The organism is Streptomyces sp. NPDC107654, assembly GCF_055639035.1.
Genome location: NZ_JBVKBI010000001.1, coordinates 201,508 through 215,997, shown reverse-complemented (window position 1 = coordinate 215,997; position 14,490 = coordinate 201,508). Strand labels below are relative to the sequence as shown.

General features: G+C 73.0%; 14 protein-coding genes. 11 read left to right on the top strand and 3 right to left on the bottom strand.

What is annotated here, in order from left to right:
* Positions 1-2: 2 nt before the first annotated feature.
* Both ACZ7N4_RS00975 and ACZ7N4_RS00970 read left to right on the top strand, forming a co-directional pair.
* Complete coding sequence (locus tag ACZ7N4_RS00975) at positions 3-1,145, top strand: glycosyltransferase family 4 protein (RefSeq protein WP_471352350.1); 1,143 nt, start codon at positions 3-5, stop codon at positions 1,143-1,145.
* A 50-nt stretch (positions 1,146-1,195) separates the two neighbouring features.
* Positions 1,196-2,818: a GMC oxidoreductase gene (locus ACZ7N4_RS00970; protein ID WP_471352347.1), complete on the top strand. Its 1,623-nt coding sequence runs from the start codon at positions 1,196-1,198 to the stop codon at positions 2,816-2,818.
* Between the two features lie 13 nt (positions 2,819-2,831).
* Here the strand turns inward: ACZ7N4_RS00970 and ACZ7N4_RS00965 are convergent, their stop codons facing one another.
* Positions 2,832-4,628: an AMP-dependent synthetase/ligase gene (locus ACZ7N4_RS00965; RefSeq protein ID WP_471352343.1), complete on the bottom strand. Its 1,797-nt coding sequence runs from the start codon at positions 4,626-4,628 to the stop codon at positions 2,832-2,834.
* A gap of 361 nt (positions 4,629-4,989) precedes the next feature.
* Here ACZ7N4_RS00965 and ACZ7N4_RS00960 point away from each other — a divergent pair, with 361 nt between their 5' ends.
* The 6 genes from ACZ7N4_RS00960 to ACZ7N4_RS00935 all read left to right on the top strand — a co-directional run bounded on the left by ACZ7N4_RS00960 (position 4,990) and on the right by ACZ7N4_RS00935 (position 10,052).
* Positions 4,990-5,745, top strand: coding sequence for a metallophosphoesterase family protein (locus ACZ7N4_RS00960; protein ID WP_471353125.1), 756 nt, complete (start codon positions 4,990-4,992; stop codon positions 5,743-5,745).
* A 122-nt stretch (positions 5,746-5,867) separates the two neighbouring features.
* Complete coding sequence (locus tag ACZ7N4_RS00955) at positions 5,868-6,389, top strand: SRPBCC family protein (RefSeq protein WP_471352341.1); 522 nt, start codon at positions 5,868-5,870, stop codon at positions 6,387-6,389.
* Positions 6,390-6,432: 43 nt separating this feature from the next.
* Positions 6,433-7,653: an ArsA family ATPase gene (locus tag ACZ7N4_RS00950; protein WP_471352338.1), complete on the top strand. Its 1,221-nt coding sequence runs from the start codon at positions 6,433-6,435 to the stop codon at positions 7,651-7,653.
* Between the two features lie 56 nt (positions 7,654-7,709).
* Complete coding sequence (locus ACZ7N4_RS00945; protein WP_471352335.1) at positions 7,710-8,210, top strand: DUF5304 domain-containing protein; 501 nt, start codon at positions 7,710-7,712, stop codon at positions 8,208-8,210.
* 67 nt (positions 8,211-8,277) lie between these two features.
* Entirely contained in the window at positions 8,278-9,231 is a 954-nt protein-coding gene (locus ACZ7N4_RS00940; RefSeq protein ID WP_467393352.1) for an ROK family glucokinase, read from the top strand.
* Between the two features lie 77 nt (positions 9,232-9,308).
* On the top strand, positions 9,309-10,052 hold the full coding sequence (locus tag ACZ7N4_RS00935) for an endonuclease/exonuclease/phosphatase family protein (RefSeq protein WP_471352332.1): 744 nt from the start codon (positions 9,309-9,311) through the stop codon (positions 10,050-10,052).
* Positions 10,053-10,070: 18 nt separating this feature from the next.
* Here the strand turns inward: ACZ7N4_RS00935 and ACZ7N4_RS00930 are convergent, their stop codons facing one another.
* Together ACZ7N4_RS00930 and ACZ7N4_RS00925 are read right to left on the bottom strand one after the other, a co-directional pair.
* Positions 10,071-10,802 carry a hypothetical protein gene (locus tag ACZ7N4_RS00930; RefSeq protein WP_471352330.1) on the bottom strand — a complete coding sequence of 244 codons (732 nt, stop codon included), beginning with the start codon at positions 10,800-10,802 and terminating at the stop codon, positions 10,071-10,073.
* Positions 10,795-11,574, bottom strand: coding sequence for an alpha/beta hydrolase (locus ACZ7N4_RS00925; protein ID WP_471352327.1), 780 nt, complete (start codon positions 11,572-11,574; stop codon positions 10,795-10,797). Before ACZ7N4_RS00925 ends, ACZ7N4_RS00930 begins: the two co-directional genes overlap by 8 nt.
* A 105-nt stretch (positions 11,575-11,679) precedes the next feature.
* Between ACZ7N4_RS00925 and ACZ7N4_RS00920 the strand changes: the two genes are divergently transcribed.
* Genes ACZ7N4_RS00920 through ACZ7N4_RS00910 form a run of 3 tightly spaced genes read left to right on the top strand, consistent with a single transcriptional unit; the run spans position 11,680 to position 14,418 of the window.
* Complete coding sequence (locus tag ACZ7N4_RS00920; protein WP_471353123.1) at positions 11,680-12,450, top strand: lysophospholipid acyltransferase family protein; 771 nt, start codon at positions 11,680-11,682, stop codon at positions 12,448-12,450.
* A gap of 37 nt (positions 12,451-12,487) precedes the next feature.
* The gene (gene macS, locus ACZ7N4_RS00915; protein WP_471352324.1) at positions 12,488-13,744 is read left to right on the top strand and encodes a MacS family sensor histidine kinase; all 1,257 of its coding nucleotides are present in this window, start codon (positions 12,488-12,490) and stop codon (positions 13,742-13,744) included.
* Entirely contained in the window at positions 13,741-14,418 is a 678-nt protein-coding gene (locus ACZ7N4_RS00910) for a response regulator (protein WP_471352321.1), read from the top strand. The genes macS and ACZ7N4_RS00910 overlap by 4 nt, the downstream gene beginning before the upstream one ends.
* Positions 14,419-14,490: the final 72 nt, after the last annotated feature.

Genomic DNA, 14,490 nt, shown 5'->3' with positions numbered 1-14,490 from the left:
CGATGCACAAGACCCTGATCGTCACCAACGACTTCCCGCCCCGGCCGGGCGGCATCCAGGCCTTCCTGCACAACATGGCCCTCCGCCTGGACCCCGGCCGGCTGGTCGTCTACGCCTCCACCTGGAAGCGCGGCCGGGAGGGCGCCGAGGCCACCGCCGCCTTCGACGCCGAGCAGCCCTTCACCGTCGTACGGGACCGGACGACCATGCTGCTGCCCACCCCGCAGGCCACCCGGCGCGCTGCCGGGCTGCTGCGCGCGCACGGGTGCACGTCCGTGTGGTTCGGTGCGGCGGCCCCGCTCGGCCTGATGGCACCCGCGCTGCGCAGGGCCGGCGCCGAGCGGCTGGTGGCCACCACCCACGGCCACGAGGCCGGCTGGGCCCAGCTGCCCGCCGCCCGGCACCTGCTGCGCCGGATCGGCGAGTCCACGGACACGATCACCTACCTCGGCGAGTACACCCGCTCCCGGATTGCGACCGCGCTCACCCCGCAGGCGGCCTCGCGGATGGTGCAGCTGCCGCCGGGGGTCGACGAGAAGACCTTCCACCCCGGCTCCGGCGGCGACGAGGTCCGCGCGCGGCTCGGCCTGACCGACCGTCCGGTGGTCGTGTGCGTCTCCCGGCTGGTGCCGCGCAAGGGCCAGGACACGCTGATCCGGGCCATGCCCCGCATCCTCGCCGCCGAACCGGACACCGTCCTGCTGATCGTCGGCGGCGGCCCGTACGAGAAGGACCTGCGCAGGATGGCGGACGAGACCGGTGTCGCCGGCTCGGTCCGCTTCACCGGCGCCGTGCCCTGGTCCGAGCTGCCCGCCCACTACGGTGCCGGCGACGTCTTCGCCATGCCCTGCCGCACCCGCCGCGGCGGCCTGGACGTGGAGGGCCTCGGCATCGTCTACCTGGAGGCCTCCGCGACGGGCCTGCCGGTCGTCGCGGGCGACTCCGGCGGCGCCCCGGACGCGGTCCTGGAGGGCGAGACCGGCTGGGTGGTCCGGGGCGGCTCGGCCGAGCAGACGGCCGAGCGGGTCGTGGCCCTGCTCCAGGATCCCGAGCTGCGCCGCAGGATGGGCGAGCGGGGCCGGCGGTGGGTCGAGGAGAAGTGGCGCTGGGACCTCCTGGCGGAGAGGCTCAAGGCGTTGCTCTGAACCCTGCCGGGGCTCTAGGCGGAACCCGAAAGTCCGCCCATGCTGCGCACATGACACCAAAACTGACGAGACGTCAGATCCTGGGCGTGGCGGCGCTGCAGACCGCCGCCGCCCTCGGTTTCACCCGCATCGGTCTCCCGTCCGCCCGCGCGGCGGAACCCGCCCCCACGGACAACGCCCCGGCGATCGTCGTCGGCTCCGGCTACGGCGGCGCGGTCGCCGCCCTCCGCCTCGGTCAGGCCGGCATCCGCACCCTCGTCCTGGAGATGGGCGGCCTGTGGAACACCGCCGGCGCCGACGGCAGGGTCTTCTGCTCCACCACCGCCCCCGACCAGCGCGCCATGTGGTTCCGCAGCCGCACCGAGGCCCCGCTCGCCACGTTCCTCTGGCTGGACGTGGTCAACCGGGCCGTCAACCCCTATCCCGGCGTCCTGGACCGGGTGCACCACGACCACGTGTCCGTCTACGTCGGCCGCGGTGTCGGCGGCGGCTCCCTGGTCAACGGCGGCATGGCCGTCACCCCGCCCCGCGCCTACTTCACCGAGCAGTTCCCGGGCGTCGACGCCGACGACATGTACGGCACGTACTTCCCGCGCGCCCGCGCCATGCTCGGCGTCAACTCCGTCGACCCGGCCTGGTTCGAGTCCACCGACTGGTACCGGTTCACCCGGACCTCCCGGAAGGCCGCCGCCAACGCCGGCCTGCGCACCACCTTCGTGCCGAACGTCTACGACTTCGGCTACATGCGGCGCGAGGCCGCCGGCACCGCCACCAGGTCCGCGCTCGCGGGCGAGGTCATCTACGGCAACAACCACGGCAAGCGCAGCCTCGACAAGACCTACCTTGCCGCCGCCCTCGGCACCGGCAACGTCACCATCCACACCCTGGAGAAGGTCACCTCGGTCAGCCGGGCGGGCGACGGATCGTACGTCCTGACCGCCGACCGCATCGACTCCACCGGCGCGGTCGTCGAGCGCAAGCAGTACGGCTGCACCCACCTGTTCCTGGCCGGCGGCAGCCTCGGCACCACCGAACTCCTCGTCCGCGCCCGGGACACCGGCACCCTGCCCGACCTCGCCCCGGCCGTCGGGGCGGGCTGGGGCACCAACGGCAACACCATGCTCGGCCGCGCCAACCACGTGTGGGACACCGTCGGCGCCGACCAGGCCACCATGCCCGTCATGGGCATCGACGACTGGGCCAACCCCGACAACCCGGTCTTCGCGGAGATCGCCCCGCTGCCCATGGGCTTCGAACACTGGATCAGCCTGTACCTCGCGATCACCAAGAACCCCGAACGGGCGTCGTTCTCGTACGACAGCTCGTCCGGCGCGGTGCGACTGGGCTGGACCGCCGACCAGAGCGCCGTGTCGGCCGCCATGGCCAAGAAGCTGTTCGACCGCGTCAACGCGGCCAACGCGACCATCTACCGGTACGACCTCTTCGGTCCGGCCGGCAAGGTCTTCGCCGACGACTTCACCTACCACCCGCTCGGCGGCTGCGTGCTGGGCAGGGCGACCGACGGCTACGGCCGGGTGAAGGGGTACCCGAGGCTCTACGTCACCGACGGCTCGCTCGTGCCCGGCTCGATCGGCGTCAACCCCTTCGTCACCATCACCGCGCTCGCCGAACGCACGATGGCGCGGGTCCTCGCCGAGGACACCGCGCCATGAGGCACCGCCCGGATCACTTGGCGTAGATCGCCTCGATCTCGTCCGCGTAGTCCTTCGCCACCACGTTCCGCTTCAGCTTCAGCGACGGGGTGAGGTGGCCCGACTCCTCCGTGAACTGGGAGGACAGAATGCGGAACTTCCGCACCGATTCCGCCTTCGACACCGCGGCGTTGCCGTCGTCCACGGCCGACTGGATCGCGGCGTTCAGATCCGGGTCGTCCTTCAGCGACGCCGCGGTGGAGCCCGCCGGCTTGCCGTGCTCGGCGGCCCAACGGCCCAGGAACTCCTCGTCGACGGTGACCAGCGCGCCCACGAACGGCCGCCCGTCGCCCACCACCATGCACTCCGCGACCAGCGCGTGCGCCCGGATCCGGTCCTCGATCACGGCCGGGGCGACGTTCTTGCCGCCCGCCGTGACGATGATCTCCTTCTTCCGGCCGGTGATCCGCAGGTAGCCGTCCTCGTCCAGGGTGCCGATGTCACCGGTGTGGAACCAGCCGTCGGCCAGCGCCTCCGCGGTCGCGCCCGGGTTGTTCCAGTACTCCTTGAACAGGTGCTCGCCGTGCAGCAGCACCTCGCCGTCGTCGGCGATGCGGACCACCGAGCCGGGCAGCGGCTGGCCGACCGTACCGATCTTCTGCCGGTCCCAGGGGTTGAACGCGGTCGCCGCACAGGACTCGGTCAGGCCGTAGCCCTCCAGCACCGAGAAGCCGATGCCCCGGAAGAAGTGGCCGAGCCGCTCGCCCAGCGGGGCACCGCCGGAGATGGCGTACTCGCCCCGCCCGCCCAGCACCGCGCGCAGCTTGCTGTAGACCAGCTTGTCGAACACCTTGTGCTTGAGCTTCAGACCGAAGGACGGGCCCGACGGGCTGTCCAGCGCCTTGCTGTAGGCGATCGCGGTGTCCGCCGCCTTGTCGAAGACCGCGCCCTTGCCGTCGGCCTGCGCCTTGGCCCGCGCCGAGTTGTAGACCTTCTCGAAGACCCGCGGCACACCGAGGATCAGCGTCGGCCGGAACGCGGCCAGTTCGTCGGTGAGGTTCTTGATGTCCGGGACGCAGCCCAGCTTGATCGGCGCCATCATCGGCGCCACCTGCACCAGCCGCCCGAAGACGTGCGCGAGCGGAAGGAAGAGCAACACCGAGCACTCGCCGGTGCGGAACAGCGGACGCAGCCGTTCCACGACGTTCCCGCACTCGGCGAAGAAGCTGCGGTGGGTGAGCACACAGCCCTTGGGGCGCCCGGTGGTGCCGCTCGTGTAGACGATGGTCGCCGGGTCGTCGGCCCGGGCGAGCGAGCTGCGTTCCTCCACCGCCGCGTCACTGATGTCCTGCCCGAGGCGCCCCAGCTCCTCCACGCCGCCGGCCTCGATCTGCCAGACGTGCTTGAGCGCGGGCAGCCGGTCGCGGACCGACTCGACGGCGGCCGTGTGGCCCGCCAGCTCGGTGACGCAGGCCGTCGCGCCCGAGTCGCTGAGGATCCACTGCACCTGCTCAGGCGAGCTGGTCTCGTACACCGGCACGGTGATCGCGCCCGCGCTCCAGATGGCGAAGTCGAGCAGCGTCCACTCGTACCGCGTGCGGGACATCAGACCCACCCGGTCGCCCGGCTGCACGCCGGAGGCGATGAGACCCTTGGCCGCGGCACGCACCTCGGCCAGGAACTCCCGCGCCGACACGTCCTGCCAGGCACCGGCCACCTTGCGGGCGATGACGGCGACGTCGGGATGCTGCGCGGCGTTTCTGCGGACGATATCGGTCAGATTGCCGTCCGCAGGGACCTCGTACAAAGCCGGAAGGCTGAACTCGCGCAAGACTGCTGCTCCTCTTAGGGCGCCGGCGCCACGACGTTGTGCGATGCGACGGTGCGGTCCAAGGCTCGGGCGAGTGCTCCGGATCAGCATGGCGTTCGGCTGAGAATTCACATGTTGAAAACCAGAGCACGACTGGACTGCCCGGACGTTACCCGCCGGTATGGCGTCTACGACAGGGGGTCCCGGCGAGATGTTCGCTGCGTCACACACGTGGGCGTTCCTTCGCGCACAGTAGTCCACGGCCGAACCGACCGGCGAGTAACCGCAGGTTGGACCGGCACTGTTCACAGGTGCGCCCCTCCGCCTACGCTTGATCGCCATGGCTTCCACACGCACCGGCGACCGACGCACCCGCGTCCACGTGGTCAGCGACGTGCACGGCAACGCCCGCGATCTGGCCCGGGCCGGCGACGGCGCGGACGCCCTGATCTGCCTCGGCGACCTCGTCCTCTTCCTCGACTACGCGGACCACTCGCGCGGCATCTTCCCGGACCTGTTCGGCACGGAGAACGCCGACCGCATCGTGGAGCTGCGCACCGCCCGCCGCTTCGAGGAGGCCCGCGCGTTCGGAGCCCGGCTGTGGGCCGGCATCGGCGGCGACCGGGCCACCGCCATCGAGGCGGCCGTGCGCAAGCAGTACGCCGAGCTGTTCGCCGCGTTCCCCACGCCCACGTACGCCACCTACGGCAACGTCGACATGCCGCGGCTGTGGCCCGAGTACGTCCGGCCCGGCACCACCGTCCTCGACGGCCAGCGGGTGGAGATCGGCGGCCGTGTCTTCGGCTTCGTCGGCGGCGGCCTGCGCACCCCGATGCGCACGCCCTTCGAGATCGGCGACGAGGAGTACGCGGCGAAGATCGAGGCCGTCGGCGAGGTCGACGTGCTGTGCACTCACATCCCGCCGGAGGTACCCGAGCTGGTCTACGACACCGTGGCCCGCCGCTTCGAGCGGGGCAGCCGGGCCCTGCTGGACGCCATCCGCCGCACCCGGCCGCGGTACGCGCTGTTCGGACACGTCCACCAGCCGCTGGCGCGCCGGATGCGGATCGGCGCCACCGAGTGCGTGAACGTGGGGCACTTCGCCGGGACCGGCACGCCCTGGGCACTGGAGTGGTGAGGCCCGGCGGGCGCGGTGAAGGCGGCGGGCCGACGGCGCGGTAGCCTTCACGCTGCACACACGTGCGCAGACCGGCGCACGCGGATCTCTCCCACCGGCCCGCATCTGGAGGAGCCACGGCGATGGCGGAACACACCAGTTCGAGCATCACGATCGAGGCGGCTCCGGCCGACGTCATGGCGGTGATCGCCGACTTCGACCGCTACCCGGACTGGACCGGCGAGGTGAAGGAGGCGGAGGTCCTCGCCACCGACGCGCAGGGCCGTGCCGAGCAGGTGCGCCTCGTCATGGACGCCGGTGCCATCAAGGACGACCAGACCCTCGCCTACACCTGGACCGGTGCCGACAAGGTCTCCTGGACCCTGGTGAAGTCCCAGATGCTCCGCTCCCTCGACGGCTCCTACGCGCTGAGGCCGGCGGGCGCGGGCGCCACCGAGGTCACCTATCAGCTCACCGTCGACGTCAAGATCCCCATGCTCGGCATGATCAAGCGCAAGGCGGAGAAGGTCATCATCGACCGGGCGCTGGCGGGCCTGAAGAAGCGGGTGGAGTCGGGACCGGAGCAGGAGCCGGTGCAGGAGTCGGTGCAGGAACCGGTGAAGGAGTCCGGACAGGAGCCGGTGAAGGAGCCGGGCCAGGAGTAGCGGCCCCGGCCGTTCCCCGTGCACGGCGGTAGCGTTCACCCTCATGCGCACCATCCTGATCACGGGCCCGGGCGGTAGCGGGCGTACGACCGTCGCCGCCGCCACCGCACTGCGCGCCGCGGCCGACGGCACCCGCACCCTCCTGCTCGGCGCCGACCGCACCGACACTCTCGGCGCGGCCCTGGGCACCGCGACAGGACCGGCCCCCACCGAGGTCACCGGGCGCCTCACCGCCTGGCGGCCCGATGCCGCCGAACGCTTCCGGCAGGACCTCACCGCCTTCCAGACCCGCGCCGCGAACGTCCTCGACCTGCTCGGTGCCGCCCGCCTGGACGCCGAGGAGGTCACCCCGCTGCCCGGCGCCGAGGAACTGTCGTTCCTACAGGCCCTGCGGGACGCGGCCCTCTCCGAGCGCTACGACCTCCTCGTCGTCGACCTCCCGCCCCTGCCGCAGGCCCTCGCCCTGCTCGCCCTCCCCGGGGAACTGCGCCGCTACCTGCGCCGCCTGCTGCCGCCCGAGCGGCAGGCCGCCCGTGCCCTGCGCCCCGTCCTCGGCCGGCTGGCCGGCGTCCCCATGCCCGCCGACTGGCTGTACGAGACGGCGGCCCGCTGGGACGTCGAGCTGGCCGCCGTCGACGCCGTCCTCGCCGACCGGGACACCGCCGTACGCCTGGTCGCCGAACCCGGCCCGGCCGGCGCCGACGCCGTCCGCACCGCCACCCTCGGCCTGGCCCTGCGCGGCCTGCCCACCGAGGCCCTGATCGCCAACCGCACCCTGCCCGAGACCGCCCCCGACGCCTGGCTCCCGCACCCGTCGCCCGGTGACCACCCCGCACCGGGCCTCGCACCCCTTCTGTCGCTCCTCGCCCAGCAGCGCAAGGCACTCGCCGACTGGCAGGAGCCGTACGACGTCCACCCCGTCCCGCACCTCGGCCGCGACCCGCACGGCCCCGACGACCTCACCGCCCTCGCCGTACCCGCCGTCAACCCGGCGACCGCCCCGGTCGAGTGGCCCGTCACCGACCGGATCGCCGAGGACGGCGTGCTCGTCTGGCACCTCCCGCTGCCCGGCGCGATACGGGACGAACTCGACCTCGTCCGGCGCGGCGACGAACTTCTGATCACCGCGGGCCCCTTCCGCCGGATCGTTCCGCTGCCCTCCGCCCTGCGCCGCTGCACCGTCGCCGGAGCCGGACTCCAGGACGGCGAGCTGCGCGTCCGCTTCGCCCCGGACCCCGACCTGTGGCCCGCCCCGGGACGATGAACCGGACACGCCCGTTCGGGTAACGTCGTAAGGGCGAACCGTAGTCAGGAGCCGCCATGAGCGAAGAGCGCCCCGCACCCGACCCCCGCGAGGAGGAGCCGGCGAGGGCGACCGACGCCGACGCCTGGTCCACGGCCTGCGCCGAGGACCTCGACGCCGAGCGGACCCGTCGCCGCACCGAGCACGGCCCGCCCCCCGGTTCCGCGGCCGAGGAACTGAGGAAGCTCGTGGACACGGTGGCCGACCGGCTGTCCGGCCTCCCGTCACCGCTCCTCGGCGGCCTCGCCGGGCCCGCCGCCCAGCAGATGGTGCGGCAGGTCGTCCAGCAGGCGAAGGCCGCCGTCGAGCCCGTCATAGAGCGCAACCCGGACGTCTTCGACCACCTGGCAGCGGCCGGTGGCGAGCTGCTCGCCGCCTACCGCTCCGCCGTCCAGGCCCAGGAGCAGCGCTGGACCTCCCGCACCGCCGACCCGGCGGCCGGCCCCGCGGACGACCGGCGGGACCGGGGCGACGGGGGCGAGGGCACCGGCCCGGGGGAACGCATCGACCTGGACTGAAGCCCTCGCACGGCAGGGCCTCGGGTACGGTTGGCCGTAGCGGGGCTCGACCGAAACTGAGGGATTCATGGGACTCACCATCGGCGTCGACATCGGCGGCACGAAGATCGCGGCCGGCGTGGTCGACGAGGAAGGCAACATCCTCTCGACCTTCAAGGTGCCGACCCCCACCACGCCCGAGGCCATCGTGGACGCCATCGCCTCGGCGGTGGAGGGCGCGCGCGCCGGGCACGAGATCGTCGGCGTGGGCATCGGCGCGGCCGGTTACGTCAACCGGCAGCGGTCCACGGTGTACTTCGCGCCGAACATCGACTGGCGCAACGAGCCGCTCAAGGAGAAGGTCGAGGCCCGCACGGGCCTCCCGGTCGTGGTCGAGAACGACGCCAACGCCGCCGCCTGGGGCGAGTACAGGTTCGGCGCGGGCAAGGGCCACCGCAACGTCATCTGCATCACGCTCGGCACCGGCCTCGGCGGCGGCATCATCATCGGCAACAAGCTGCGCCGCGGCCACTTCGGCGTGGCCGCCGAGTTCGGCCACATCCGGATGGTCCCGGACGGCCTGCTCTGCGGCTGCGGCTCGCAGGGCTGCTGGGAGCAGTACGCCTCCGGCCGCGCCCTGGTCCGGTACGCCAAGCAGCGCGCCAACGCCACCCCCGAGCGCGCCGAGGTCCTGCTGGCACTCGGTGACGGCACCCCCGACGGCATCGAGGGCAAGCACATCTCCATGGCCGCCCGCCAGGGCGACCCGGTCGCCGTGGACTCCTACCGCGAGCTGGCCCGCTGGGCCGGCGCCGGCCTCGCCGACCTCGCCTCCCTCTTCGACCCGTCCGCCTTCATCGTGGGCGGCGGCCTCTCCGACGAGGGCGACCTGGTCCTCGACCCGATCCGCAAGTCCTACAAGCGCTGGCTGGTCGGCGGCAACTGGCGCCCGGTGGCCGACGTGATCGCGGCGCAGCTGGGCAACAAGGCCGGACTCGTCGGCGCGGCCGACCTGGCCCGGGAGCCCGACCCCGTCATGTGACCGCGACGGTGCCCCACCCAGGGGCGCGGGGCCGCATCACGCCTCGCGCCCCGCTCCGTCGGGCTACATTGATCCACATGGAGCCGCTCCCCAACTCCCGTACGGAACCCGACGGTTCCGCCGTCATCCGCGTCCTGAGCTACAACATCCGCTCGATGCGCGACGACACCGCCGCCCTGGCCAGAGTGATCACCGCCTGCGCCCCGGACCTGGTCCTCCTCCAGGAGGCCCCCCGCTTCTTCCGCTGGCGCAAGAAGCTCGCCCGGCTCGCGGCGGCCTCCGGCCAGGTCGTCCTCACCGGGGGCGCCACGGCGGCGGGCCCGGCGGTCCTGTGCGGTCTGCGCGCCACCGTCGAACGCACCGAGGACGTCCTGCTGCCCCTCACCCCGGGCCTCCACCGGCGCGGCTTCGCCACGGCGGTGGTCCGCTTCGGCGGCGTCCGCCTCGGCGTGCTCAGCTGCCACCTCTCCCTCCAGCGGGAGGAACGTCACGACCAGGGCGGGATGCTGCTCGACCGGCTCGCCGGACTCGGCGTGGAGCACGCCGTCGCGGGCGGCGACCTCAACGAACGGCCCGACGGCAGCACCTTCCGGCGGCTCGCCGAAACCCTCCAGGACTGCCGAACCGCCGCACCCTGGGGCGGCGAGTTCACCTCCACCCCCGCCGACCCCCGCCGGCGCATCGACGCGATCTTCGCCACCCAGGGCATCGAGGTGCTCGGCTGCGGCGTCCCGCTGGACCAGCCCGGGGTGCGCCCGGCAGACCTGAGGGCGGCCACGGACCACCTCCCGGTCCTCGCCGCCCTCAGAATCCCGGCCTGAGCCGACCGCACCGGCCCGTCAGACCACCGCTCCGCGTCCGGGGTCGCCGTCGTCGTCCTCGTCGTCCGTCCGCATCCGCGCCACCAGCGTCACGAAGCCGCCGAGGAAGCCGCCGATGCCCAGGGTCGCCAGCCACCAGGTCATGTCCCAGCCGAGCAGCACCGCCAGCAGGAGCAGGACGGGACCGCCGACCACGCCGAGCCAGGCGAACCGGGCGGTCGTGTCCGCGGTCGGCAGCGGCGGCGGCTCCGGCGGGACGAAGTGGCCCTCGTCGTCCTCGTCGAAGTCGTCGTCGGACGGCTCGGCCACGCTGTGGTCGCGGGGGCCGGCCGGGCCGACCCCGGGCGCGAAGGAGACCGAGCCGCCCAGCGGCCGGGCGGCGGAGTTCCCCGCGTCGCCCCCGGGCTCGCTCCCCGCGTCCTTCACCGCGTCCCTCACCGGGTCCTGCGACGGGTTCACCGCCGGAGTCGCCGCCGGGTTCACCACCGGATTCACCGCGGGGTTCTTCGCCGTGTTCTTCTCCAGCAGGGCGAGGTCCTCCACCGGCTTGAACGGCCGGGCTCCCGGCGGATCCGGGGGCTCCGCGCCGTAGCCGGCGACGATGGCCCGCCAGGCGGCGTCCTCGTCGAACGGCACCTCCTGCATGTCCGGCTCGCGAGCTTCCTGGCCGCCCTGGTCCTCGTGGCCCTCACGGCCCTCACGGCCCTCGCGGTCCTCACGGTCCTCACGGTCGGAGTCGTGCTCAGCCAACTGCGGCCGTCCCTTCCTTGCCGACGACGGGTGCGAGCCGGCCGATGAAGGCGAGGCTCTCCTCGAAGACCCGGTCCGCATCCTTGTCCAACGTCGCCACGTGGTAGCTGTGTTCCAGCACGATCTCCGTGACGTCCGTGGACGACACCCGGCTCAGCACCCGCGCCGAGTCGGCCGCCGGCACGACATGGTCCCGGGCGCTGCGCAGCAGCAGCAACGGCTGGGTGACCTGGGGAAGCTCGCCGTCCAGCCGGCGCAGGAACCTCCGCAGCGAGTGCGCCGCGTGCAGCGGCACCCGGTCGTACCCCAGCTCCGCCGCGCCCGGCTGGGCGATGTCGCTGGCGATGCCCTTCGTCGTCCGCACGAGGTGCCGGGCCACCGGAAGGGCGTACGCCGACAGGCCGTGCACCCGGTTCGCCGGGTTGACGACCACCGCGCCCGCGACCCGCTCGCCGTGCCGGGCGGCGAGCCGGAGCGCCAGCGCCCCGCCCATCGACAGGCCCGCGACGAAGACCCGGGAACAGCGCTCGGCGAGGAGGCGCAGCTCGCGGTCCACCTCCGCGTACCAGTCCTGCCAGGTGGTGAGCTGCATGTCCTCCCAGCGGGTGCCGTGGCCGGGCAGCAGCGGCAGGGACACGGTCAGGCCGCGGGCCGCGTGGTGCTCCGCCCAGGGGCGCAGCGACTGGGGCGAGCCGGTGAAGCCGTGGCAGAGGAGAACCCCCACCTCCCCGCCCTCGTGGCGGTACGGCTCGGCTCCGGGGAGAACTGGCATGTGCTTCACCGTACGCGACCGCACCGACACCGACCAGGGTCGTCGGGCCCATTGTCGGCGCTCCGGGTTAAGGTCTCTCCGACGGAACCAGGAGGCACACGGGTGTTGTACGGCACGATGAAGGTCGCCATCGGAGGGCCGCTGAAGGTCGCCTTCAGGCCTTGGGTGGAGGGCCTGGAGAACATCCCGGCCACGGGCCCGGCCATCCTGGCCAGCAATCACCTGTCCTTCTCGGACTCGTTCTTCCTGCCGGCCGTGCTGGACCGCAAGGTCACCTTCATCGCCAAGGCCGAGTACTTCACCACCCCGGGCGTGAAGGGCCGCCTCACCGCGGCCTTCTTCAAGGGTGTCGGCCAGCTCCCGGTGGACCGCTCCGGGGCGCGCGGCGCCGGTGAGGCGGCGATCCGGAGCGGCATCGAGGTGCTGGAGCGCGGCGAGTTGTTCGGCATCTACCCGGAGGGCACCCGCTCGCCGGACGGACGGCTCTACCGGGGCAAGCCCGGCGGCCTCGCGCGCGTGGCGCTCGCCACCGGCGCGCCGGTCATCCCGGTCGCCATGATCGACACGGAGAAGATCCAGCCGCCCGGCAAGGTCGTGCCGAAGCTGATGCGGCCCGGCATCCGCATCGGCAAGCCCATGGACTTCAGCCGCTACCAGGGCATGGAGCACGACCGGTTCGTGCTGCGCGCCCTGACCGACGAGGTCATGTACGAGATCATGAAGCTCTCCGGCCAGGAGTACGTCGACATGTACGCCACCGCCGCCAAGCGCCGGATAGCGGACGCGGCCAAGGCGGCCAAGGAAGCCGAGAAGGCCGAGAAGGCCGAGAAGAGCGGGAAGGCCGAGCAGGGCGGGAAGAAGCAGGACGAGTCGTAGACCGGGGAGACGGGGAAGCCGGGGGGGAGCGGGGGAGATGCCCGAGCGCGAGCGCGGACGAACCGAGAAGCGCGGCGTCATGAGAATGTCGGTCGAGCTGCCGCTGTGGCGCGCGCTCGCCGGGTACCGCGTCCTGACCATGCTGTACGCGATCGGCCTGTGCGCCACCGCGTACGACCACTTCGTGCGGCCCTGGATCGCCGTCGCCTACTACGCCGTCCTGGCCGTGTGGACCCTCGCGACCCTGCCCAAGGTGGCGAGCGCGGCGGCCTGCACCCGGCGGTTCCTGGCCGCCGACCTGACCGTCGCCCTCGTCGGCATCCTGCTCACCCCCGTCGCCGACAGCCACGAGCGGATCGCGGGCGGCGGTCCCACGCTGCCGTCGATATGGACCGCCGGCGCGGTGCTGGCCTTCGCCATCAAGGGCGGCTGGCGCTGGGCGGCCGTCGCCTCCACCGCCGTCGCCGCCGTCAACCTGGTCGAGCGCGGCCGTCCCGCCCGGGACACCGTGCACAACGTCATCCTCGTCTGGGTCGCCTCCATCGCCATCGGCTACGTCGTGGAGGTGGCCCGGGCCTCCGAGCGCACCCTCGCCCGCGCGCTGGAGATCGAGGCCGCGACCCGGGAGCGGGAGCGGCTGGCCCGGGACATCCACGACAGCGTGCTGCAGGTGCTGGCGATGGTGAAGCGCCGGGGCGCGGCCCTCGGCGGCGAGGCGGCCGAGCTGGGCCGGCTGGCCGGGGAGCAGGAGGTGGCCCTGCGCACACTGGTGTCGGGTGGCCTGGTCCCGGTGTCCCGGGCCGCGGAGGAGGACTCCGCCGCAGCCGTCGTACGCGCCGTCGGGCAGCCGGCCGAGGACGCACCGGCCGGCCCGGTCGACCTGCGCTCCCTGCTCGCCCGCTACGCCCGAGCCCGGGTCAGCCTCGCCGAGCCCGGCGCCCCGGTGCTGCTGCCGCACGCCGCGGCGCGCGAGGTGGCCGCCGCGGTCGGCGCCGCCCTGGACAACGTGCGCCGGCACGTCGGGGAGGACGCGCGGGCCTGGATCCTGGTCGAGGACGAACCGGACGAGGTCGTCGTCACCGTCCGGGACGACGGCCCCGGCATCCCCGAGGGCCGGCTCGCGCAGGCCGAGGGGGAGGGCAGGCTCGGGGTGGCCCTGTCGATCCGGGGCCGGCTGCGCGACCTCGGCGGCAGCGCCGAGATCGTCTCCGTCCCCGGACAGGGCACGGAAGTGGAACTGAAGGTACCGAAGGACGCCGTACGGGCGCGGGGGAAGAAGGCGGAACAGCGATGACGCAGCAGCAGGACCCGATCAAGGTCATGGTGGTGGACGACCACCCCATGTGGCGGGACGCGGTCGCCCGCGACCTGGCCGAGTCCGGCTTCGCGGTGGTCGCCACCGCCGGCGACGGCGAGCAGGCGGTCCGCCGCGCCAGGGCCGCCGCCCCCGACGTCCTCGTGCTGGACCTCAACCTGCCGGCCAAGCCCGGCGTCCAGGTGTGCAAGGAACTCGTCGCCCACAACCCGGCGTTGCGGGTCCTCGTCCTGTCGGCGAGCGGCGAGCACGCGGACGTGCTGGAGGCCGTGAAGTCCGGCGCGACCGGCTATCTGCTGAAGTCGGCCTCCACCGAGGAACTGCTGGACGCGGTGCGCCGTACCGCCGTCGGCGACCCGGTGTTCACACCGGGCCTCGCCGGGCTGGTCCTCGGCGAGTACCGCCGGCTGGCCGCCGAGCCCGTGCCCGCCCCGGACGCCGAGGAGCCCGGCGCACCCCGGCTGACGGACCGGGAGACGGAGGTGCTGCGGCTGGTGGCGAAGGGCCTGAGCTACAAGCAGATCGCCGAACGCCTCGTCATCTCCCATCGCACGGTGCAGAACCACGTCCAGAACACCCTCGGCAAGCTCCAGCTGCACAACAGGGTGGAGCTGGTCCGGTACGCGATAGAACGCGGACTCGACGACGAGTAGGCCGGTTTCCGACGCCACGCACCGGAATCACCCTTCCGCCCTATCCCGATGTGACCTGAATCACCATTAGCG